The sequence below is a fragment of the Methylobacterium sp. AC690 genome (assembly GCF_979256535.1).
Map to the genome: position 1 here is coordinate 46,346 of NZ_CEEDOX010000005.1, position 19,834 is coordinate 66,179.

The 19,834-nt window shown below is 70.2% G+C and carries 22 protein-coding genes; 13 read left to right on the plus strand and 9 right to left on the minus strand.

The annotated features are described in order from the left end of the window. Positions 1–11 precede the first annotated feature (11 nt). From AC0IY1_RS07255 to folK, 5 genes are all read left to right on the plus strand, one after another. Positions 12–698: a hypothetical protein gene (locus AC0IY1_RS07255; protein WP_055951601.1), complete on the plus strand. Its 687-nt coding sequence runs from the start codon at positions 12–14 to the stop codon at positions 696–698. Next, positions 679–1,059: a hypothetical protein gene (locus AC0IY1_RS07260; RefSeq protein WP_055951558.1), complete on the plus strand. Its 381-nt coding sequence runs from the start codon at positions 679–681 to the stop codon at positions 1,057–1,059. Before AC0IY1_RS07255 ends, AC0IY1_RS07260 begins: the two co-directional genes overlap by 20 nt. Before the next feature lie 241 nt (positions 1,060–1,300). Further along, a complete protein-coding gene (gene folP, locus AC0IY1_RS07265) occupies positions 1,301–2,074 on the plus strand; it encodes a dihydropteroate synthase (protein WP_244477280.1) in 774 nt (257 codons plus the stop codon). Continuing rightward, positions 2,071–2,445: a dihydroneopterin aldolase gene (folB, locus tag AC0IY1_RS07270; RefSeq protein WP_471768730.1), complete on the plus strand. Its 375-nt coding sequence runs from the start codon at positions 2,071–2,073 to the stop codon at positions 2,443–2,445. The genes folP and folB overlap by 4 nt, the downstream gene beginning before the upstream one ends. Continuing rightward, entirely contained in the window at positions 2,442–2,933 is a 492-nt protein-coding gene (gene folK, locus AC0IY1_RS07275; protein WP_103710179.1) for a 2-amino-4-hydroxy-6-hydroxymethyldihydropteridine diphosphokinase, read from the plus strand. Before folB ends, folK begins: the two co-directional genes overlap by 4 nt. A 211-nt stretch (positions 2,934–3,144) precedes the next feature. Here the strand turns inward: folK and xoxJ are convergent, their stop codons facing one another. From xoxJ to AC0IY1_RS07305, 6 genes are all read right to left on the minus strand, one after another. After that, positions 3,145–3,999, minus strand: a complete 855-nt coding sequence (xoxJ, locus tag AC0IY1_RS07280; RefSeq protein WP_103710180.1) for a rare earth element methanol dehydrogenase accessory protein XoxJ — start codon at positions 3,997–3,999, stop codon at positions 3,145–3,147. Further along, positions 3,999–4,604: a c-type cytochrome, methanol metabolism-related gene (locus AC0IY1_RS07285; RefSeq protein WP_156375633.1), complete on the minus strand. Its 606-nt coding sequence runs from the start codon at positions 4,602–4,604 to the stop codon at positions 3,999–4,001. The genes xoxJ and AC0IY1_RS07285 overlap by 1 nt, the downstream gene beginning before the upstream one ends. Before the next feature lie 135 nt (positions 4,605–4,739). Then, positions 4,740–6,542: a lanthanide-dependent methanol dehydrogenase XoxF1 gene (gene xoxF1, locus AC0IY1_RS07290; protein ID WP_103710182.1), complete on the minus strand. Its 1,803-nt coding sequence runs from the start codon at positions 6,540–6,542 to the stop codon at positions 4,740–4,742. A gap of 673 nt (positions 6,543–7,215) precedes the next feature. Beyond that, entirely contained in the window at positions 7,216–7,992 is a 777-nt protein-coding gene (locus AC0IY1_RS07295) for an ABC transporter ATP-binding protein (RefSeq protein ID WP_471768732.1), read from the minus strand. Then, entirely contained in the window at positions 7,973–8,710 is a 738-nt protein-coding gene (locus AC0IY1_RS07300; RefSeq protein WP_055949571.1) for an ABC transporter permease, read from the minus strand. The genes AC0IY1_RS07295 and AC0IY1_RS07300 overlap by 20 nt, the downstream gene beginning before the upstream one ends. A gap of 44 nt (positions 8,711–8,754) precedes the next feature. After that, positions 8,755–9,747, minus strand: a complete 993-nt coding sequence (locus AC0IY1_RS07305; protein WP_471768734.1) for an ABC transporter substrate-binding protein — start codon at positions 9,745–9,747, stop codon at positions 8,755–8,757. Between the two features lie 282 nt (positions 9,748–10,029). On the opposite strand from AC0IY1_RS07305, the gene AC0IY1_RS07310 reads away from it, so the two are divergent. Then, positions 10,030–10,407 carry a 4a-hydroxytetrahydrobiopterin dehydratase gene (locus tag AC0IY1_RS07310; protein WP_471768736.1) on the plus strand — a complete coding sequence of 126 codons (378 nt, stop codon included), beginning with the start codon at positions 10,030–10,032 and terminating at the stop codon, positions 10,405–10,407. A 33-nt stretch (positions 10,408–10,440) separates the two neighbouring features. Here AC0IY1_RS07310 and AC0IY1_RS07315 read toward each other — a convergent pair whose 3' ends face one another. Genes AC0IY1_RS07315 through AC0IY1_RS07325 form a run of 3 tightly spaced genes read right to left on the minus strand, consistent with a single transcriptional unit; the run spans position 10,441 to position 12,202 of the window. Then, positions 10,441–10,662 carry a hypothetical protein gene (locus tag AC0IY1_RS07315; protein ID WP_471768738.1) on the minus strand — a complete coding sequence of 74 codons (222 nt, stop codon included), beginning with the start codon at positions 10,660–10,662 and terminating at the stop codon, positions 10,441–10,443. Between the two features lie 56 nt (positions 10,663–10,718). Then, on the minus strand, positions 10,719–11,564 hold the full coding sequence (locus AC0IY1_RS07320) for a metallophosphoesterase (RefSeq protein WP_103710184.1): 846 nt from the start codon (positions 11,562–11,564) through the stop codon (positions 10,719–10,721). Between the two features lie 17 nt (positions 11,565–11,581). Next, on the minus strand, positions 11,582–12,202 hold the full coding sequence (locus tag AC0IY1_RS07325) for a cation efflux transmembrane domain-containing protein (RefSeq protein ID WP_471768739.1): 621 nt from the start codon (positions 12,200–12,202) through the stop codon (positions 11,582–11,584). Positions 12,203–12,436: 234 nt separating this feature from the next. On the opposite strand from AC0IY1_RS07325, the gene croR reads away from it, so the two are divergent. From croR to AC0IY1_RS07360, 7 genes are all read left to right on the plus strand, one after another. Next, entirely contained in the window at positions 12,437–12,916 is a 480-nt protein-coding gene (gene croR, locus AC0IY1_RS07330) for a 3-hydroxybutyryl-CoA dehydratase (RefSeq protein WP_055949554.1), read from the plus strand. Between the two features lie 82 nt (positions 12,917–12,998). Continuing rightward, positions 12,999–13,751 carry a TrmH family RNA methyltransferase gene (locus AC0IY1_RS07335; protein WP_471768853.1) on the plus strand — a complete coding sequence of 251 codons (753 nt, stop codon included), beginning with the start codon at positions 12,999–13,001 and terminating at the stop codon, positions 13,749–13,751. Positions 13,752–13,920: 169 nt separating this feature from the next. Next, on the plus strand, positions 13,921–15,501 hold the full coding sequence (gene crtI / locus AC0IY1_RS07340) for a phytoene desaturase family protein (RefSeq protein WP_055949551.1): 1,581 nt from the start codon (positions 13,921–13,923) through the stop codon (positions 15,499–15,501). Then, positions 15,498–15,929, plus strand: coding sequence for a DUF2141 domain-containing protein (locus tag AC0IY1_RS07345; protein WP_471768740.1), 432 nt, complete (start codon positions 15,498–15,500; stop codon positions 15,927–15,929). Before crtI ends, AC0IY1_RS07345 begins: the two co-directional genes overlap by 4 nt. 7 nt (positions 15,930–15,936) lie before the next feature. Continuing rightward, on the plus strand, positions 15,937–16,923 hold the full coding sequence (locus AC0IY1_RS07350; RefSeq protein WP_471768741.1) for an ABC transporter ATP-binding protein: 987 nt from the start codon (positions 15,937–15,939) through the stop codon (positions 16,921–16,923). Further along, positions 16,920–18,113: an ABC transporter permease gene (locus AC0IY1_RS07355; protein ID WP_471768742.1), complete on the plus strand. Its 1,194-nt coding sequence runs from the start codon at positions 16,920–16,922 to the stop codon at positions 18,111–18,113. Before AC0IY1_RS07350 ends, AC0IY1_RS07355 begins: the two co-directional genes overlap by 4 nt. Before the next feature lie 123 nt (positions 18,114–18,236). Continuing rightward, the gene (locus tag AC0IY1_RS07360; protein ID WP_471768743.1) at positions 18,237–19,778 is read left to right on the plus strand and encodes a phytoene desaturase family protein; all 1,542 of its coding nucleotides are present in this window, start codon (positions 18,237–18,239) and stop codon (positions 19,776–19,778) included. Positions 19,779–19,834: the final 56 nt, after the last annotated feature.

The window sequence follows — 19,834 nt, forward strand, 5'->3', positions numbered from 1 at the left end:
CCGCGTTCGTGATGCTCGCGGGCGCGCCCGCGCTCGCCCAGACCGCGCCCCCGGCGCCCGAGACGCCCGCCGTCACCAAGGCCAACACCGCGACCGCGCCCAATGCCGCGGACCTGCTCTTCGAGCAGCCGCAGATGAAGAACGTCCCGCCCGGGTCGAAGCTGACCTACGATTACCTGCGCCGCAGCGGCATCTCGAAGGGTCCGTTCGGGCCGCCCCTGAACGACACGATCAAGCTCGGGGTCGAGCCCGGCAACGCCGCGGACAACCGCAACATCCGGGTGGAGATGTTCTCCGGCGCCAACCGCTTCCCGGCCGGCCCGTTCGAGGACATGCCCGGCAACCCGGTGATGACGCTCTTTCTCGAGCATCACCTCATGGACCTCGCCCGCGTCCTGATGGCGAACCCGCGCTACATCAAGAACGCCATCCGCAAGGGCCTGCGCGACAACGCCACCGTGACGGCGACGCAGATCGACTACAAGGGCCGGAAGGTCGACGCCTGGCGCATCGAGACCCAACCCTTCGTCGACGACAAGATGAAGGAGCGCATGCGCGGCTTCGAGAACCTGAAATACACCTTCGTCACGTCCGCGGCGGTACCCGGCGAGCTCGTCTCGATCGAGGCCCAGTCCAAGAACACCGACGGTGGCGAACTCCTGCAGGAGAACCTGACCTATGATCCGAACGCTGGTTAAGCGTCTCCCGCGCCTCGCCGTCGGCGCCTGCGCCGCGGCTCTCCTGGCGGGTGCGGCGGGTGCGGCCGAGCCCGAGAACGACTATCCCACCGAGGCCCGGGCCGATTACATCTTCGGCTGCATGGCGGCGAACGGCCAGTCGCGCGAATCCCTGTCGCGCTGCTCCTGCTCCCTGGACGCGCTCGCCTCGCTCCTGCCCTACGACAAGTACGTCCAGGCCAGCACCGTACTCTCGCTGCGCCAGGGCATCGGCCAGCGCACCACCGCGTTCAAGTCGACCAAGGTCTTCGACGACCAGGTGGCCGAACTCCGCCGGGCTCAGGCCGAGGCCGAGATCCGCTGCTACCGCGGCGGAACCTGAGCGGGCTTCCTGGAGGTCGCAGCGTCGCCGCCCCGAGTCGGCGACGCAGGACCGGTCTCCGTTCGTCGCCGGCCCCGGTATGGGCGTTGCTCCGATCCGGCAATGCGTTCAAAGACAGCGGCATCCCGGCCGCGGACGCGCCCCGGACGCGCCCGCCTTCGAACCCGAGCATCCCGTGCCCCCAGACCTGCCGGCTCCGCTGACGACGCTTCTGCCCGATCTCGGTCGGCGCGTGCTCGTGATGGGCATTCTCAACGTCACACCCGATTCCTTCTCCGATGGCGGCCGTTTCGACGATGTCGCCGCCGCCCGTACGCAGGCCGAGGCCCTGGTGGCGGAAGGCGCGGCCCTGGTCGATATCGGCGGTGAATCCACCCGCCCCGGCCACGTGCCGGTCTCGGCCGAGGAGGAGCAGGCCCGGATCCTGCCGGTGATCCGCGACCTCGCGCCCCGCCTGCCCGTCCCGATCTCGGTGGACACCTACAAGGCCTCCACCGCCCGGGTGGCGCTGGCGGCCGGCGCCCGCATCGTCAACGACGTCTGGGGCCTGCAGCGGGAACCCGATATCGCCCGGGTGGCCGCCGACCACGGCGCGCCCGTGATGATCATGCACAACCGCGAGACCGTCGATCCCGCCATCGACATCGTTGCCGACATGCTGCGCTTCTTCGAGCGCTCGCTGGCCATCGCGCGGACCGCCGGCCTGCGCGACGGCGACATCGTGCTCGACCCCGGCATCGGCTTCGGCAAGAGCTGGGCGCAGCACCTCGAGGCCCTGCGGCGCCTGCCCGAGATCGTGGCCCTCGGCTTTCCGGTCCTCGTCGGCGTCTCCCGCAAATCCCTGCTCGGGCGCCTGCACGACGCCGAGACCAAACCGGTGGACCGGCTCTTCGGCTCGATCGGCAGCCACGTTCTCGCCGCCACCCTCGGGGCGCAGATCGTGCGCGTCCATGATGTCCGGCCGCATGTCGATGCCCTGCGGGTGGTCGACGCCGTGATGGGACGATCCGCATGAGCGACCGTATCCTGGTCGACCGGATCGCGGTCTTCGCCTTCCACGGGCTCCTGCCGGAGGAGGCCCGCCTCGGTCAGCGCTTCTACGTCTCCCTCGATGTGCGCCTCGACCTCGGGGTGGCCGGGCGCTCCGACGACGTCGCGCACACCGTGAGCTACGCCGACCTGACCGAGATCGTGACCCGGATCGCCACGCAGCGGCGCTTCGCGCTGATCGAGGCCCTGGCCGAGGCCATCGCCGGCGAGATCCTCGACCGGCACCCGCCCATCACCGAGATCCGGGTGCGCGTGGACAAGCCGAGCGCGCCGGTCCCGGCGGTGATCGACGGCGTCGCCATCGAGATCGTACGCCGCCGCGAGGCCGCCCGATGAGCGGCGCATCGGCCTGGCACGCCGCCTATCTCGGCCTCGGCAGCAACATCGGCGACAAGGCGGCGACCCTGGCCGATGCGGTGGCGCGGCTGGCCGCCACGCCGGGCATCCGCGTCACCGCGCGCTCGTCGGACTACCGCACCCCGCCCTGGGGCGACACCGATCAGGACTGGTTCCTCAACGCCGCGATCGGGATCGAGACCAGCCTGACCCCGCACGAACTCCTGGAGGCGGGCCTCGCCATCGAGGCGGCCATGGGCCGCGTGCGCGAGCGCCGCTGGGGCCCGCGGGTGATTGACATCGACGTGCTGTCCTACGAGGGCGCGGCGATCTCGGATGCGCGTCTCGTGCTGCCGCACCGCTTCGTGCGCGAGCGTGCCTTCGTGCTGGTGCCCCTGGCCGAGATCGCCCCCGCCCTGCGCATCGGGCCGGAGACGGTCACCGAAGCGCTGGCCAAGCTCGACGCCAGCGGCATCGAGCGGGTCTGATCAGGGCCGGGTCTCCCTTCGCGTGCGGATGTCGACCGGGTGCCTCGCGTGCCGCCATCGCGTCATCGGTGACGCGCACGGGCTTTCGGTGCTGGTGGATGGCGTCGAGCGCGAGCACGCATGGAACGACGATGGCGGCGGTGGATCCGATCCGCCGCCGCCATCGTGGTTTCCTCAGCCCTGATCTTGCCCGCAAGCGTCGCGGGCAAGATCAGGGGCTGGGTGCGTCGAGGAGCTTGTTGCCCTCTTCCTCCAGCAACGGCACGTCGAAGTCGCGCAGCACCTTCTCGATGTCCGCGCGGCGCTTGCGCAGGATCGTGTTGAGGGTGCGCTTCCAGTCGTTCTCTTCCAGGCGGACCCCGAGGGCGATCCGGAAGGTGAGCGGCGGCCGGTCGGGCTCCTGCAGCAGCGGCACCACCGTCATCGGCACGCCGCTCTGCTTGGCGAGCCAGCCGGCGGCCGGTCCCCAGAGGATGGCGGCATCGATGCGCTTCTCGGCGAGGTCGGCGATGACTTCGGCCGAGACGGTCTGGTGCTTGCGCGCCGGATCGAGCTGGTAGGGTGCGTAGGCCTTCATCGCGCTGACGAGACCGACCTCGCCCATGCGGTTGACCGGGGGCGTGCCGCCGATGACGCCGATGGCCTTGCCCTTCAGCTTGGGATCGTCGAGGCGCGTCACCCCGTCGAACTCACCCGTGCGGGTGACCAGCGTGTAGGCGGAGCGGTAATAGGGGTTCGAGTGCTGGACGAGTTCCCCGCCGGCAGCCGAGCCGATGATGATGTCGCAGAGGCCCGTTCCGAGGGTGTTGCGGACGAAGCCCGGACCCTGCGTCAGCCAGTAGTACCGGATCTTGACCTTGAGCTCGTCGGCGATGATCGCCGCGATCTTGTTCTCGAACCCGTCTTCCTTGCGCTCGGAGAACGGCATGTTGCCGGGATCTCCGCAGACCCGCAGGGTGTCCGTGGTCACGAGATCGGGCAGCGACTGCGCCGCGGCCTCTCGCGCCCCTGCCGAGATCAGCAGGAGCGCGAGGGCGAGACGTGTCCGGGTGCGTGAGCGCGCCATCAGCCGCCCAGGCACTCCTTCTCGGCCGTCTTGGCGGCCTCGGGCTTGTCTTCCTTGTCGCTCGGACGGACGCGCGGCATGGCGCCGGAGGCCCGGGCCTTCAGGTAGACGTACAGGTCGTCGGCGTAGCACATGACGTTCTTGTTGTCGCCGAAGGCCGGCATGACCTTTTCCTGGCCCGCCTGCGTGTCGCGCTTTCCGCCGGCGAGGATGCCGATGAACTCCTCGTAGCCGATCGTCTTCAGCGAGTCCTTCAGCGCGGGGGCGTAGGTCGAACCCATGGCGTCGGGGCCGTGACAGACATGGCACTCGGCGTGATAGCGACGGTAACCGGAGTAGGCGTACCAGTCGAACTTCTTGCCGTCGTTGGTGATGTGGAAGGTCGGGTGACCTTCGGCGTCCTGATACTTTCCGTCCTCAACCTTCACGGCTGCGAACTTGTCGATCAGCTTGGAATCCTTCTCGGGCGCGTTCGGATCGAGCTGATTGGCCAGGGCCGGATCAGCCTTCTTCGCATCCTGGGCCTGGACGGCGAGGGTCGAGACGGACGCAAGGGCGATGGCCGCCACGAGAGGACGGATGGCGGCTTTGCTGATGATATGCAACGACGTTTCTCCCAGGAACTCCACGTCGGCTGACGAGCCGCGTGTTTCACATCTTGTTCTTCCAACTCTAATCACAAAGGTGCCGGCGCGGAAACCCGCGCCGGCACCCCTGGCCTTACCGTAACGTGCGACCGATTAGTTCGGCAGCGAGAAGACGGTCAGCTGACCACCAAGGTTGGTGTAGTTCGACAGAGCAGCGTAGCCACCCACCGCGCCGAGACCGGCGTTCGGGTCGGTCAGGCCGGCCGCGAGGCCGATGCCAGCCCAGCCACCGACACCCGACAGGATGCCGACGAACTGCTTGCCCTTGTGGCTGTAGGTCATCACGTTGCCGATGATGCCCGACGGGGTCTTGAACTTGTAGAGTTCCTTACCCGTCTTGGAGTCGACAGCCTTCAGGTAGCCTTCCAGGGTGCCGTAGAACACCACGTCACCGGCGGTGGCGAGAGCGCCCGACCACACCGAGAACTGCTCCTGGTTCGACCACTTGATCTTACCGTTCACACCGTCCCAGGCGATGAAGTTACCCATGCCGCCGTGGCTGTTGGGGGCCGGGTACATGGCCAGCGTCGCGCCGACATAGGGCTGACCCGGGGTGTAGGAGACCCGGAACGGCTCGTAGTCCATGCAGACGTGGTTGGTGGGCACGTAGAACAGGTTGGTCTTCGGCGAGTAGGCCGCAGGCTGCTGGTCCTTGGTGCCGAGAGCGGCGGGGCAGATACCCTTGGAGTTGGTATCTTCACCGTTCTGCTCGGTGGAGTACTTGGCCTGGACGAGCGGGCGACCGTAGGTCTTGGAGCCCTTGTCCATGTCGACCTTCGAGGCCCAGTTCACGACCGGATCGAACTTTTCGGCGACCAGGAGCTCGCCGGTGGCGCGATCGAGGGTGTAGCCGAAGCCGTTACGGTCGAAGTGGGTCAGGAGCGGACGCTCCTTGCCGTCAACCTTCTGATCCGTGAGGATCATCTCGTTGATGCCGTCGTAGTCCCACTCGTCGTGCGGGGTCATCTGGTAGACCCACTTGGCGGCGCCCGTGTCGGGGTTACGCGCCCAGATGGTCATGGACCACTTGTTGTCGCCCGGACGCTGCTTGGGGTTCCAGGTCGAGGGGTTGCCCGAGCCGTAGTACATCAGGTCGAGCTTGGGATCGTAGGAGAACCAGCCCCAGGTGCAGCCGCCGCCGGTCTTCCACTGATCGCCTTCCCAGGTCTTCAGCGAGGAGTCCTTGCCGACCGGCTTGCCCAGCGACGTGGTCTTCTCGGGATCCATGATCATGTCGGCGTCGGGGCCCTGGGAGTGGCCGCGCCACACCTTCTTGCCCGTCTTGGCGTCGTAGGCGGTGACGTGGCAGTTCACGCCGAACTCGCCGCCGGAGATGCCGACGATGATCTTGTCCTTCACCGGGAGAACGGTGGCGGTGTTGGTCTCACCCTTCTTGGGGTCGCCGTTGACGACGGACCAGTTCACCTTGCCGGACTTGGCGTCGAGCGAAACGACCGTGGTGTCGGCCTGGTGCAGGATGATGGCGCCATCGGCGTAGGCGAGACCACGGTTGACCGTGTCACAGCACATCACCGGGATGACCGACGGGTCCTGCTTGGGCTCGTACTTCCAGACGATCACGCCGTCCTTGTCGAGGTCGAGGGCGTAGACGATGTTCGGGAAGGGGGTGTGGACGTACATCATGTTGCCGACGACGAGCGGGGAGCCCTCGTGGCCGCGCAGCACGCCGGTCGAGAAGGTCCAGGCCACCTGGAGCTGCTTGACGTTGCTGGCGTTGATCTGGTCGAGCTTCGAATAGCGCGTGTTGGCGTAGTCGACGGTCTGAAGGACCTGCTCGGCCGGGTTGGCCGTGCGCTTCAGGACGTCTTCGTTGGCGAACGCCGTGGTCGAAGCGACCATGCCGGCGCCGAGTGCGAGAAGATGTACCGCTCTCATGGATTCCTCCGACAGATCTTACAGCCGTCATCATGCGGAAAATCCGCAGGATCACGCCGTGATCTGACTGTTTGCGACAGGGATAGGTTCGCCTCGGTAGCGGACGCCAAACCCTTATGTCCGAACCGTGAAAGGCCGGGGCGGGGTCTGTGTAGTCAGGGGCCGCTATCCCTTTGCGGCGCCCCTCGAAACCGAAGCTTGAATGAACTCTAAGAAAAATTCCGGCGGCGTCAACACGCTTGCGCCCCGTGCTTCCAGGCTTCGCACAAGTCCTCGTGAGCCCTCACGCGACATTCGGACAAACTCACGCTTCGCGGCACGGGATTGTGCGATGCAATATCTGAAATTGCTAAGACAAAGCGTTTTAAACACTTTGGCGCCATCATCATGCGTTCGGTGCATGTAGCCTCAGCTTGGCAAGGTGCGGCATGCGGGCGAAGGGGTGTTGATCGTAGATGAGGCGATACGCTCACGCGCCAGAGAGAAATAAAATTCAGTTTCTGATTTATATTTCTGAGAGCTTCGCTGGTTCGGTGGCGGGCGTTGCCTGGATCCAGCCTCCGGGAAGCCCCGGGGGCCGGCCCATCGGATGCGCGGTCTCGCCGCATCAGGCTCTGTGAGAAGTGGGGACATCGCCGGATGCGGGCGCGAGCCCCGTCCGATCCAGGGCGAATCAGCTTGCGATGACGCCGGGGAATCGCCCTGCGAGGGAGGCTCGGTTCGCCTCCACCCAGCCGCGGTCGCGCTGGCCCCGTGGTCGGTCGAGGGCGATCGTGCCCAGGAGGCTCGCCGGCCGTCCCGAGACCAGGAGCAGGCGATCGGCGATCTCGAGGGCTTCGGCGACGTTGTGGGTGACCATCAGGACGCCCATGCCGGAGGCCTCCACCGCCGCGACCACCAAACCCCGCAGGGACGCCGCGGCGTTGTCGTCGAGGGAGACGAAGGGCTCGTCGAGAATGAGGATGCGCGGCTTCTGCGCGAGCGCCCGGGCGAGCGAGACCCGCCGGGCCATGCCGAGCGAGAGGGCGCCCGGGTAGCGGCCGCGCCAGGGAGTCAGTCCGAGGGACTCGAACAGGGCGTCGAGGTTCTGCGCGCGCGCCGGACGCGGCAGGGCGAGGCGGACATTCTGCTCGACGGTGCGCCAGGGCAGCAGCCGCGGCTCCTGGAACGCCATGGCGATGCCGGCTTCGTCCGGCGGCGGCGTGACACGGCCCTCATAATCGGGATCGAGGCCGAGGAGGATGCGCAGGGTCGTGGTCTTGCCCGCCCCCGAGGGGCCGATCAGGCAGGTGATGGCGCCTGCCGTCACCGTGAAGGCGAGGTCGCGCACCGCCTCCACGGGCTCCGGGCCGCCGCCGCCATAGACCTTGCGGTGAATCTCGACCCGCAGGGCGGCATCCGCGGTGTCGGAGACGGGCATGGCCATCCCTTCAGCGCCAGCGTCGGACATAGGCTTCGAGCCGCTGGAGAATGAGGATGTCGATGGCGATCATCACGCTCATGAACACGATGCTGTAGCCGAGGATCGCCGCCACGTTCAGGCTCTGGACGAAGTAGTAGTTGATCGCGAAGCCGACGCCGTTGGGCCGGCCCAGCAGCTCGATCACCAGCACGATCTTCCAGGCGAGCGACAGGCCCGAGCGGGCCGCCGCCACCGCGAAGGGCTGGAGCTGCGGCACCAGCACGTGCGCGATCCAGGTCCGCCGGTCGAAGCGGTAGCTGCGCGCCATCTCCTCCAGCTGCGGGTCGAGGCCGCGCGCGCCCTCGCGCAGGATCACGGCGACGTTCGGCAGCTTGTTCAGGACCACGGCGACGATCGCGGCCGCCTCGTTCAAGCCGACCCAGATGTAGGCCAGCACCGTGATCACCAGGGCGGGCGTGTTGAGGAGGATGAGGAGGGGCGTGTCGAGGACGAGGTTGAGCCGGCGCGAGCGCCCCAGGGCGATCCCGAGGAGCACGCCCAGGGTCATCGCCAGGAAGAAGGAGATGCCGACCCGCGCCAGGGTGATGCCGACGTTCCACCACAGGTCGCCGGTGGCGGATTCGCGCGCGATGAAGTCCAGGATCGCCAGGGGTGCCGGCAGCAGCCGCGAGCCCGCGGCCGAGGCCGCAACCTGCCATCCCGCGAGGAGGACCAGCACGGAGGCGAGACGGGTGGCAAAGCCCATCGGGTCAGGGTGTCGGCGGTGCGGCGGGCGGGCGCGGAGCGGCCTCAGCCATTGCCGGTGCCGTCGAAGTACAGGCCCGCGGGGAGCGCCGAGCCGGCGCCGACCAGGCGCTCGCCGCCGAGCCGGGCCATCACGGTGAACAGCGTCTCGCCGTCGCGGCGTTCCGTGGCGAGGGACCGGCGCGGGATGCCCGCGAGGAAGTCGCGCTTCAGGGCCTGGAAAGTGGCCTCGTCGTCGGCCGACATCAGGGGGCGCACCACGTCCCAGGCGGCGGGATCGGTGGCGAGGATGTCCTTGGCGGCCTTTGAGGCGCGGGCGAACCCGGTCACCGCCTCGCCCTTGTCCTTCACGGTGGCGTCGTCGAGGAGGTAGCCGATCAGGGCCATCGAGCCGGTGGCGCCGAAGGCGCGCATGATGTCGTCCGAACCGATCAGGCGGCGGAAGCCCTTGGGCTCCAGGCGGGCACAGTAGGTCCAGTACAGCAGCCCGGCATCGAGCTCGCCCTGCTCCAGCTTGAGCGCCAGGAGGGGCGGCGCGCCGAACGCGATGGTGGCCTGGGTCTCGAGGTCGAGGCCCACGGTGTCCCGGGCCTGGGCCTTGAGCAGGAGCCAGTTCTTGTCGAGGGGACCACCGGCCACGCCGAGGCGCTTGCCCTTGAGGTCGGCCAGCGTCCGGATCGGGCTGTCGCCCGGCACCATCAGCGAACCCTCGGTGGTCGAGTAGGGGAAGAAGCGGATCGCGCGGCCCTCGTTGCCGAGCCGTGCGGCCCAGAGCAGGTCGCCCACGATGGTGTCGACCTGGCCCCCCAGGAAGGCGATCCGCGCCGCGTCGTTGCCGGCGAGCTTGACCACGTCGAGGGTGAAGCCGTTGGCGCTGTCGAGGCCCCGGGCCTTGATCACCGCCGCTTCCCACGAAACCGTGCCGAACGGCAGGCTGCCGACCCGGAAGGACGGCCCGGCCGCCCGCGCGGGCCGGACGAGGCTCCAGGGCAGGGGCAACAGTGCCGCCGTCGCGAGCAATCCGCGCCGTGACAGCATGAGGGACTCTCCCTGGATTCGAAGTCGAACGCTCGGGTTGTCCCGTGAAGGCCGGCGCTGGTTGGCAATCTTCATAGGTGGTCGGGCACAGGGCGTCCACAGGACGAATTGGCAAGTCGTCCGGGCGGATGGTCGCTTCCGGAGCGACAAGCCCTTCCACTTCGGGCGCGGGACCTTGCGGGCCGGGCACGATCTCTTCCGAACCCGGCACGATCCCTTGCGCGCCGCCGGGGCCGGGCGCAGACATTCGGCAACGATGCCTGTTCGAGGGAGGGTGAGACCATGGCCGGCACGCGGGACGACGTGATCGACGACGCCACCGTCACGGAGCGCCTCGCGCGCGAGTTGCCGGCCTGGCGCCTGGAGGAGGGCTGGATCCGGCGCACCTACAAGACGGCGGGCTGGAAGGGCACGCTGATGGTGATCAACACGGTGGGGCACCTCGCCGAGGCCGCCTGGCACCACCCGGACATCACCGCCTCCTACGCCTGGGTCGAGGTGCGGCTGACCAATCACGCCGCCAAGGGCATCACCGAGAAGGATTTCGCCCTGGCCGCCAAGATCGAGGAGGTGGTCGGCTGGCAGCCCGGCACGGAGGGCGGTGCGTTGGAGGGCACGCCCACCGATGCGCGCTTCGCCTACATCAAGTACGACAAGTAGCTGGTCGCCACCGGGTCAGCGGTCGCCACCGGGTCAGTCCGCCTGCTTCACCCGGCGGCATTCGGTCTTGAGGTAGCTCGTCTTGCCGACCTCGTCCCGCAGGTCGGTGCGGGCGATGATCTCCTGCCAGCCATTGGTGCAGCCGAGCTCGCTGGCGACGCGGACCTTGCGGACCTCGCTCGCCTTGTCGTCCGTGCAGGCCTCGATCGGGATCCCGTTGGCGCAGACGAGGACCACGGCGATGAAGGCGTTCATGGGCGAGCTCCGGCGTTTCCTTGCCCGACAGGTACGCCACCGGCGCCCGTCCGGTCTCAGTCGATCGTGAGAATGTGATCGGCGGAGAAGTCCCGCCCCTCCACCGGGTTCGCCACCCAGCGGGTTCGGCCGATCCGCAGGTCGTGCCCCGCATGGAAGTGGCCCGAGACCCAGAGATCGGGCCGGTCCGCCTCGGGCAGGTCGTCGAGGACGGTGGTGGCGTAGAAGGCCGGGACCCACCAGGGCACGCCGGCCACGTGGCGGAACGCCTCGGCCGCGCGCGGGCTCGCTGGATGATGGGTGACGCAGACGGTCGGGCCGTCATGGGGCTGCGCCAGGGCGGCGGCCAGCAGGACGCGCTCCCGCCCATGCGCCGCCATCGCGTCGGCGGGCGACCAGGCCGTGCCGTCGCCGTTGCGGATGGAGCCCCGGTATTCCCGCGAGCCGGTGACCGGATCGGTCATCCGCGCGGCCGCATAGGCGACCGGATCCTCCGGCGCGTCGGCCACGGTCCCGTCGAGCCAGAGGCCGGCCAGCGACCAGTCGCTCCACAGGGTCGTGCCGACGAAACGGACGCCGTCGAGGACGACCGCCGCCCCGCGCTGCAGCAGGTGGATGCCGGCTCCCTCCCCGTTCAGGCGCAGCACCTCGGCCTCCAGGGCGGCGAGGAGCTCCGGGGCCGTGCGCCGGTCGCCGGTGGGGGCGTAGTGCTCGTGGTTGCCCGGCACCAGCACGATCGGGCGTCCCTGCGCCAGGGTCGTCAGGGCCGCGAGCCCCAGTTCGGGCCGGCCCTCGTGCAGGTCGCCGGGACAGACCAGCACGTCGAAGGGCCGGGCCGGGCGCGGGATGACGTCGAGGCGCCGGCGCTCGAGGTGCAGGTCGGAGATGGGAAACAGGCGCATGGGGGGCTCGCAGCCTCTCAGGGAACCGGGGTCTCGGAGACGGCCTTGGCCGCGCGCCACTCCGCGCGGGCGGCCTTCAGGATGTCGCTGGCCGAATCCGCGTTCAGGACGGCGATGCCCGCCGCCGCGATGAGGTCCGGCCAGGCCGACAGGGTCAGGGCGGTGGCGAGGCCCGCGGCGATGATCGCCAGGTTGGCGAAGGCGTCGTTGCGGGCGGAGAGGTAGGCGGCCCGGGTCAGGCTGCCGCCCCCGGAGCGGTGGCGGGCCAGCAACATCGCGCAGGTGAGGTTGACCGCCAGCGCCCCCAGGCCCGTGAGCGTCAGGGGGATCGGTGCCGGCGGCGCCATCGTGGCGAACTTGATCCAGGCGGCATAGCCGGTGGCGAGCGCCGGCAGGAGCAGGATGACGGCGAGGACGGCCCCGAGCCGGGCCCGGTTGCGGACGCTCCAGCCGATCCCGGCGAAGATCAGCAGGTTGATCGCCGCGTCCTCGAGGAAGTCGAGGCTGTCGGCGATGAGTGCCAGCGAGCCGATCGCCAGGGCGACGGTGATCTCGATGCCGAAATACGCGAGGTTCAGCCCGGCGACGCGGGCGACTACTGGGCGCAGGGTGGCGGACGGGGTGGGCGTGGCGGACACGGGCGTCGGCTCGTCTCGTGAGGGGGCGGTCTTCAGGGTGAGGTCTCCGAACCTGCGCCCGTGCCGCGCGGCAAGGGCCTCCATGGCGCGAGTTGCCTCCGCCTGTCGAGGCTCAAGGCCCGGCGGGATGCTTTTCGGCTGCCGCATACTGGATTTGGTCCGCTGCCTGTGCGAGGCGAAAAGCCAAGCCGCACGAGACCTGCGTGCCACCCACCGAAGTCAGGGAAACTGCCGATGATGCCCGAACTGCGCGTCCTGTACTTCGAAGATCTCGAAGTCGGCCTGTCCGAGACGCTGAACAAGGTCATCGCCTCCTCCGACGTGGTGGGCTTCGCCGAGATCACCGGCGACCGCAATCCGATCCACCTGTCCGAGCACTTCGCGGCACGCACGCCCTTCGGCACCCGGATCGCCCACGGCCTCTACACCGCCGGCCTGATCTCGGCGGTGCTCGGCACCCGCCTGCCCGGCCCCGGCGCGGTCTACATCAGCCAGACCCTGAACTTCCGCGCACCCGTGCGCATCGGCGACACCGTCGAGGTCACGGTCGAGGTGGCCGAGCTCGTGCCGGAGCGCCGCCGCGCCCGCCTGAAATGCACCTGCTCGGTGGCCGGCGAGGTCGTCCTCGACGGCGAGGCCCTGGTGAAGGTGCCGACCAAGGCCGAGGCCGATCCCCTGGCGGTGCGCATGGGCGGGCGTCCGGCGAGCGCCTGACGCCGCCTTGGCCGCCCGCTCCCGACCCGCGCCGGTCGCCATCGACGATCCCGCCGACCCGCGCCTCGCGCCCTATGCGGCGATGCGCGAGCGCGACCTCGTCGGGCGCGCCGGCCGCTTCATCGTCGAGGGCGAGGTGACCCTGCGGGTCATGCTCTCGGCCCGGGCCCGGTTCGGCCTCGAATCGATCTTGCTGGCGCCCGAGCGCCTGGCCGGCCTGGAGGCGGCCCTGGCCCGTCTGCCCGAGCGCGTGCCCGTCTACACCGCGGCGAAGCCCGTGATGAGTGCGATCACCGGGTTCCCGATCCATCGCGGCGTCCTCGGCGTCGGCCTGCGCGGCGGGGAGGCCGCCGATGACGCCCGGCCCCGCCTGCCGCCGGCCCCGGCGCCCGCCCTCGTGGTCGGCCTCGTCGGCCTGACCAACCACGACAATGTCGGCGGCCTGTTCCGCAACGCCGCCGCCTTCGGAGCCGACGCGGTGCTCCTCGATGGGGCTACCTGCGATCCGCTCTATCGCAAGGCGATCCGCGTCTCGGCGGGCGCCGCCCTGATCGTCCCCTTCCTGCAGCTCGCCGATGCCGATGCGCTCCTGGCCTTCGCGGCGCGCCACGCCCTGGAGCCCCTGGCCCTGAGCCCCGGCGGGGCCGAGACCCTGGGGACCCTGGCGCCCCCCGCCCGGACCCTGCTCCTGCTCGGGAGCGAGGGGCCGGGCCTGCCGCCGGACTTGATGGCGCGCCTGCGCACCGTCCGCATCGCGATGGCGCCGGAGTTCGATTCGCTCAACGTCGCCACGGCCGGCGCCATCGCGCTGCACCACCTGTCCCGGGCTGCCTGACGGCGGATGGCGGACCGGCGCGGCCGGATCGGCCGGGGATGCGCGACACTGCGCCCCCATTGCCGCCCGCACCACTACGGTCAAGATTAGACCGCGAGCCCTGGACGGACCATGCTCACGCGCCACATGCATGAGGCACGTGGGTCTGTAGACGATGGAGTTGTGAGCGTTGTTGCAGTCACGGGACGGCTTGCGGACCTTGTCCGGACGCCGCGTCATCATCGTCGGTGCCGGTCCCGGCGGCCTCGCCACCGCGCTTCTTCTCGCTCGCGCCGGCGTCCACGTCACGTTGCTGGAGAAGGATCCGGCGGTGGGCGGACGCACGAAGACCGTCGAGGCGCCCGGCGGCTTCCGGTTCGACATCGGGCCGACCTTCTTCCTCTATCCGCAGATCCTCGCCGACATCTTCGAGACCTGCGGCGAGCGCCTGGAAGACCACGTCAAGCTCGAGCGCCTCGATCCGCAGTACCACCTCGTGTTCGAGGCGGGCGGCGAGATCCGCGCCACGAACGACATGGACCGGCTCGAGGCCGAGGTGGCGCGCATCGCGCCGGACGACGCCAAGAACGTGCGCAAGTTCTTCGCCGACAACCGGGTCAAGCTGAAGTTCTTCAAGCCCGTCCTGGAGCAGGCCTTCCACACCCTGCGGGCCATGGCCTCCCCGGCCATGATCGCCGCCCTGCCCCACCTCCATCCGGGGCGCAGCGTCGACAAGGATCTGCGGCGCTACTTCAAGGACCCGCGGGTCCGCCTCGCCTTCGCGTTCCAGACCAAGTACCTCGGCATGTCGCCGTTCCGGTGCCCGAGCCTGTTCACCATCCTGTCGTTCCTCGAGTACGAGCACGGCGTCTACCACCCGGTCGGCGGCTGCGGCGCCGTCTCGGAGGCGATGGCGGGCCTTGCCCGCCGGATGGGCGTGGATGTCCGCCTCGGGGCGGGCGTCGAGCGGGTGCTGTTCGAGGGCAAGCGCGCCAGCGGGGTCGTCTGCAACGGCGAGACCTTGCAGGCCGACGCGGTCGTCATCAACGGCGACTTCGCCAAGGTCATCCAGGACCTCGTGCCGCAGCAGCACCGGCCGCGCTGGCGCGACGCCAAGATCGAGAAGGCGCGCCTCTCCTGCTCGACCTTCATGCTCTACCTCGGCCTCGACGGGCCGATGCCGGAGGCCCTCGGCCACCACACCATCCTGCTGTCGGAGGATTACGCCCGCAACATCCGGGAGATCACCGACGGCATCCTGTCGATGCAGCCCTCGCTCTACGTGCAGCATGCGGGCTTCACCGACGGCGGCATGGCGCCGCCCGGCCAGACCAGCCTCTACGTGCTGGTGCCGGTGCCGAACCTGAAGGCGGGCATCGACTGGAAGGGCCTGCGGGAGACCTATCGCCGCCTCGTGCTCGACCGCCTGAAGCTGCTCGGCCTCGGCGATATCGAGTCGCGCATCCGCTACGAGCGCATCGTCGACCCGACCGAGTGGCGCGACGATTTCTTCGTGCACGAGGGCGCCACCTTCAACCTCGCCCACGACCTGATGCAGATGCTCTACTTCCGCCCGCACAACCGCTTCGGGCCGGGTCTCTACCTCGTCGGCGGCGGCACCCATCCGGGCTCCGGCCTGCCGGTGATCTACGAGGGTGCGCGCATCACCGCCCGCCTCCTCATCGAGGAGCTCTCCGCGGGGCGCGTCGGGGCCGCCAGCGCCGGCATCCCGGCCACCGCGCCCCTGGCCGCCTCGGGCGACGCCACTTGAGGGGGCTGTCGCGGCCCCTGGCCGGCCTCTGCGCCCTTCTGCTGGTTTCGGGCGCGGCCCGCGCCGCCTCCGTGGCGGTGGAGGTCGAGGGCATCGAGCCCGGGGGCCTGCTCTCCGTCGCCCTGTGCCAGGACGGCCTGTCGGAGGCCGATTGCCGGACGGGGCAGCAGGCCGAGCCCCGGGCCGCCGCCCAGCGCTTCGTCTTCTCGAACGTGACGCCCGGCATCTACGCGGCGGTGGCCTACCAGGACACCAACCGCAACGGCCGCCTCGACCGGACCGGCCTCGGCCTGCCCCTCGAGCCCTACGGCTTCTCCGGCGAATCCGCCCGCTCCGCCCGCCCGGATTTCGCGCGCGCGCGCTTCGTCGTGCGGGAGCCCGGGGTCGGCGTGCGGGTTCGCCTGTCGCGCGCGCTGCCGCCCCGCTGAGCGCCACGTGAGCCTCCGTACCGAGCCGCTCCTGCGGGTGGCCGGCGCCGCCCTCGCCTATCGCGGCACCCGGGTGCTGGAGGGCGTCGACCTCGCCCTCGGCGCCGGCGAGACCCTCGCGCTCCTCGGCCCCAACGGCGCCGGCAAGACCTCGCTGATGCGCCTCATCGCGGGCCGGCTCGCCCCCAACGCCGGCAGCGTCCGCGTGGCCGGCGACGACCCCCATCGGACGCCGGCGGCGCGCCGGGCGATCGGCTGGGTGCCCCAGGAGATCGCCCTCTATCCCCGCCTCTCGGTGGCCGAAAACCTGTCCGTCTTCGCCCAGCTCGCCGGCATCCCCCGGCGGGCGCGGGCGGAGGCCGTGGCGACGGGCCTCGCGCTCTGCGCCCTCGGGGAGGTCGCCCGGCGCCCGGTGGGGCTGCTCTCGGGCGGCTACCAACGCCGGGTCAACATCGCCGCCAGCCTGATGGCGCGGCCCCGCCTCGTCCTCCTCGACGAGCCGACGCAGGGGGTCGACCTGCACGCCCGGGCGGCGATCCACGCGGTGCTCGGGCGCCTGCGCGAGGCCGGCACCGCCGTCCTGGTCGCCACCCACGATTTCGCCGAGGCCGAGCGCCTCGCCGACCGGGTCGCCATCCTGGCGCAGGGGCGGATCATCACCGACGGCCGCCTGTCCGAGCTCCTCGCCCGCATCCGCGCCGATGCCCCCGAGCACGAGGCCGCCCTCGTCGCTCCCGCCGATGGGGCGGCGGAGGCGGTCCTGCGCCGGGCGGGCTTCGTGCCCGTCGACACCGGCTCGACCTGGCGGGCGCGCCACCTGAGCGGGACGCCCCGCGACGGGGCCGACCTGCTGGCGGACCTCCGGCACGCGGGCGTGCCCATCGCCGAGATCCGCATCCGCGCGCCCGGGCTGGAGGCGGTGTACCGCGATGCCGTGGCGGGATCGGCGACGCCGGCCGAGGATGGGGTTGCCGAACGGGGGACCACCGCATGATCTCGGCCGCCTTCCGCGTGATGCTGCTCGGCCTGGTGCGCGACCGGGCCGCCCTGGTCATGGCCTTCGTGCTGCCCACGGTGATCTTCGTGATCTTCGCCGCGATCTTCTCCGGGGCGCTGGGCGACCGCATCCGCATCCATCTCGGCCTCCTCGACCTGGCCCGGACGCCGACGACGCAGCGCCTGATGCAGGCCCTGGAGGCGGACCCGTCCCTCCGGGTCGGGCCCCTCGCCGCCACCGACCTCGACGGCGCCGTCGCGGCGGTGCGCCGCGGCGAGGTCGACGTCGCCCTGGTGCTGCGCGGCGACCTCGACGCCGGCTCCCCCCGCGCCGACCAGCCCGTGGTGCTGATCGAGAATCCCGCCAAGGCCCTGGCGACCCCGATCGCCCTCGGCCAGCTCCAGCGCGTCCTCAACGAGGCGCTGCCCGACGTGGTCCTGGCCCGGATCGTCGCCGACGTGGAGCGCTCGGGCAAGATCGGTCCGGACGAGCGCGCCTTCCTCAACCAGGCCTTCGCCGAGCAGCGCGCCCGCAAGGAGCCCTTCGCCTTCGCCTCCCTGGTGGAGCGGCGCAGCACCGCCTCGGGCGCCACCAACGACCGTGTGAGCTACTATGCCGGGGCGATCACGGCGGTGTTCCTGCTCTTCGCCGCCATGCAGGGGGCCCTCTCCCTCGTCGACGAGCGCCAGTCCGGCCTCGCCGACCGGCTGATGGCGGGGCCTGGCGGCCTCGCCGTGGTGGTGCTGGGCAAGTTCCTGTTCCTGGTGGGCCAGGGCCTCGTTCAGGCGGGACTGATCTTCGCGGCCGCCGCCCTCCTGCACGGGGTCGACATCCTGCCCCATGCGGGCGCCTGGCTGGTGACCTCCCTCCTGGTCTCGGCGATGGCCGCCGGCCTCGCCCTGGCCGCCTGCGCGGCCTCCGCGACCCGGCAGCAGGCGCACCTGGCCGCCACCTTCGGCGTCCTCCTGCTGTCGGCGGTGGGCGGCAGCATGGTGCCCCGCTTCCTGATGCCGCCCTGGCTGCAGGAGGCCGGCTGGCTCACGCCCAACGCCTGGGCGATCGAGGCCTACCAGAACGCTCTCAGCGAGGGCTGGGCCGCCGCCTTCCCCGCCTGGGGCGTGATGGCCGCCGTCGCGGCGCTGGGGTTGGGGGTCGCGCTGGGGCTGGTGTCGCGGCGGACGACCTAGGACGGGACGGCAAAGACGGCGTTGGTCCGTGCCGCGACCGGTTAGCGCGTTGACCGCGCGGCCATCCGGTCTAGCTTCATGGCAGGGATGGGCTTTTGGACCGGCCCGGGGAGTGACACGAACATGCGGGCTGGGTCTTCGGTCGCCGTCGTCGGCGCAGGGTTGGGCGGCTTGGCGGCCGCCTGCGTGAGCGCCGCGCGCGGCCACAACGTCACGCTCTACGACAAGAACGACTGGCTCGGCGGCAAGGCCGCGGTCTTGCACGAGGGCGGCTTCCGCTTCGACATGGGGCCGACCATCCTCACCGTGCCGAAGGTGCTGGAGCGCATCTTTCAGGAGGCCGGGCGCAACATCCACGACTACCTGGACCTGCGCCGCCTCGATCCGCAATGGCGCTGCTTCTTCGACGACAACACCCATCTCGACCTGATGGCCGACGTGCCCACCATGGCCGCCGACATGGAGCGCTTCGCGCCCAATACCGGCGCCGGCGAAGGCTACAAGAAGTTCCTCGAGATCTCCGAGCACCTGCACGACGTCTCGAACAAGTTCTTCTTCTGGAAGCCGGTCGAGGACCTGTTCGACACGATCAATCTCCGCGCCAACATGAATCCCGGCACCCTGCGGGACGTGCTGTCCCTGCGCATGGGCTCGTCGGTGGCCGGCACCATCCGCTCGAAGGTGAAGGATGCGCGCCTCGCGCAGATGCTCGACCACTTCGTGCAATATGTCGGCTCCTCGCCCTACGGCGCCCCGGCCGTGCTCTGCGCCATCGCGCACATGCAGACGGCGGAGGGGGTCTGGTATCCGATGGGCGGCACCCGCGCGGTGGCCGAGGCCCTGACGAAGCTCGCCGGAGAACTCGGCGCCACCCTGCGGCCGGGCGACGAGGTCACCGGCCTCGCCATCGAGAAGGGGGCGGTCAAGGGCGTGCGGACCGCCTCCGGCGTCACCCCGTTCGACGCCGTGATCTCGAACATGGATTCGGTGCGCACCTACCGCGAGCTCGTCGGGGGCGACGTCGGCAAGTCCTACGAGAAGAAGAGCTTCGAGCCGGCCTGCTCCGGCGTGGTGCTCTATCTCGGGCTGAACAAGCGCTACGAGCACCTGAACCACCACGACTTCGTCTTCTCCCGCAACCCGGAGGAGGAATTCGACTACATCTACCACAAGGGCGAGCCGGCCCCGGACCCGACCGCCTACCTGGCGGCCCCCTCCTCCACCGACCCGTCGGTGGCGCCCGAGGGCGGCGAGGCGCTCTACGTCCTGGTTCACACCCCGTACCTGCGCCCGCACCACGACTGGTCGAAGATGTTCCCGGCCTACCGGCAGGTTATCCTCGACAAGCTCAAGCGCACGGCCAACATGCCCGACCTGGAGGAGCGCATCGTCGTCGAGCGCCACCTCACCCCGCAGGACATCCACGAGCGCTACAAGGTGCTCAACGGCGCGATCTACGGCCTCGCCTCCCACGGCAAGTTCATGGGCGCGTTCAAGCCGGGCAACCGCTCGCGGCAGGTGCGCGGCCTCTACCTCGCCGGCGGCGCGGCCCATCCGGGTCCCGGCATGCCGATGGTGATGATGTCGGGCTGGATCGCGGCGGATGCCCTCGACACCGATGCGCGGGGCGCCGAGGTCGGCGGGGAGGCGCGCGCCAGCGCCTGAAGGCCCGCCGCGTGTCCCGCGAGGACGGCCCCGCCCGATCGCCCGCCCTGTGGCGG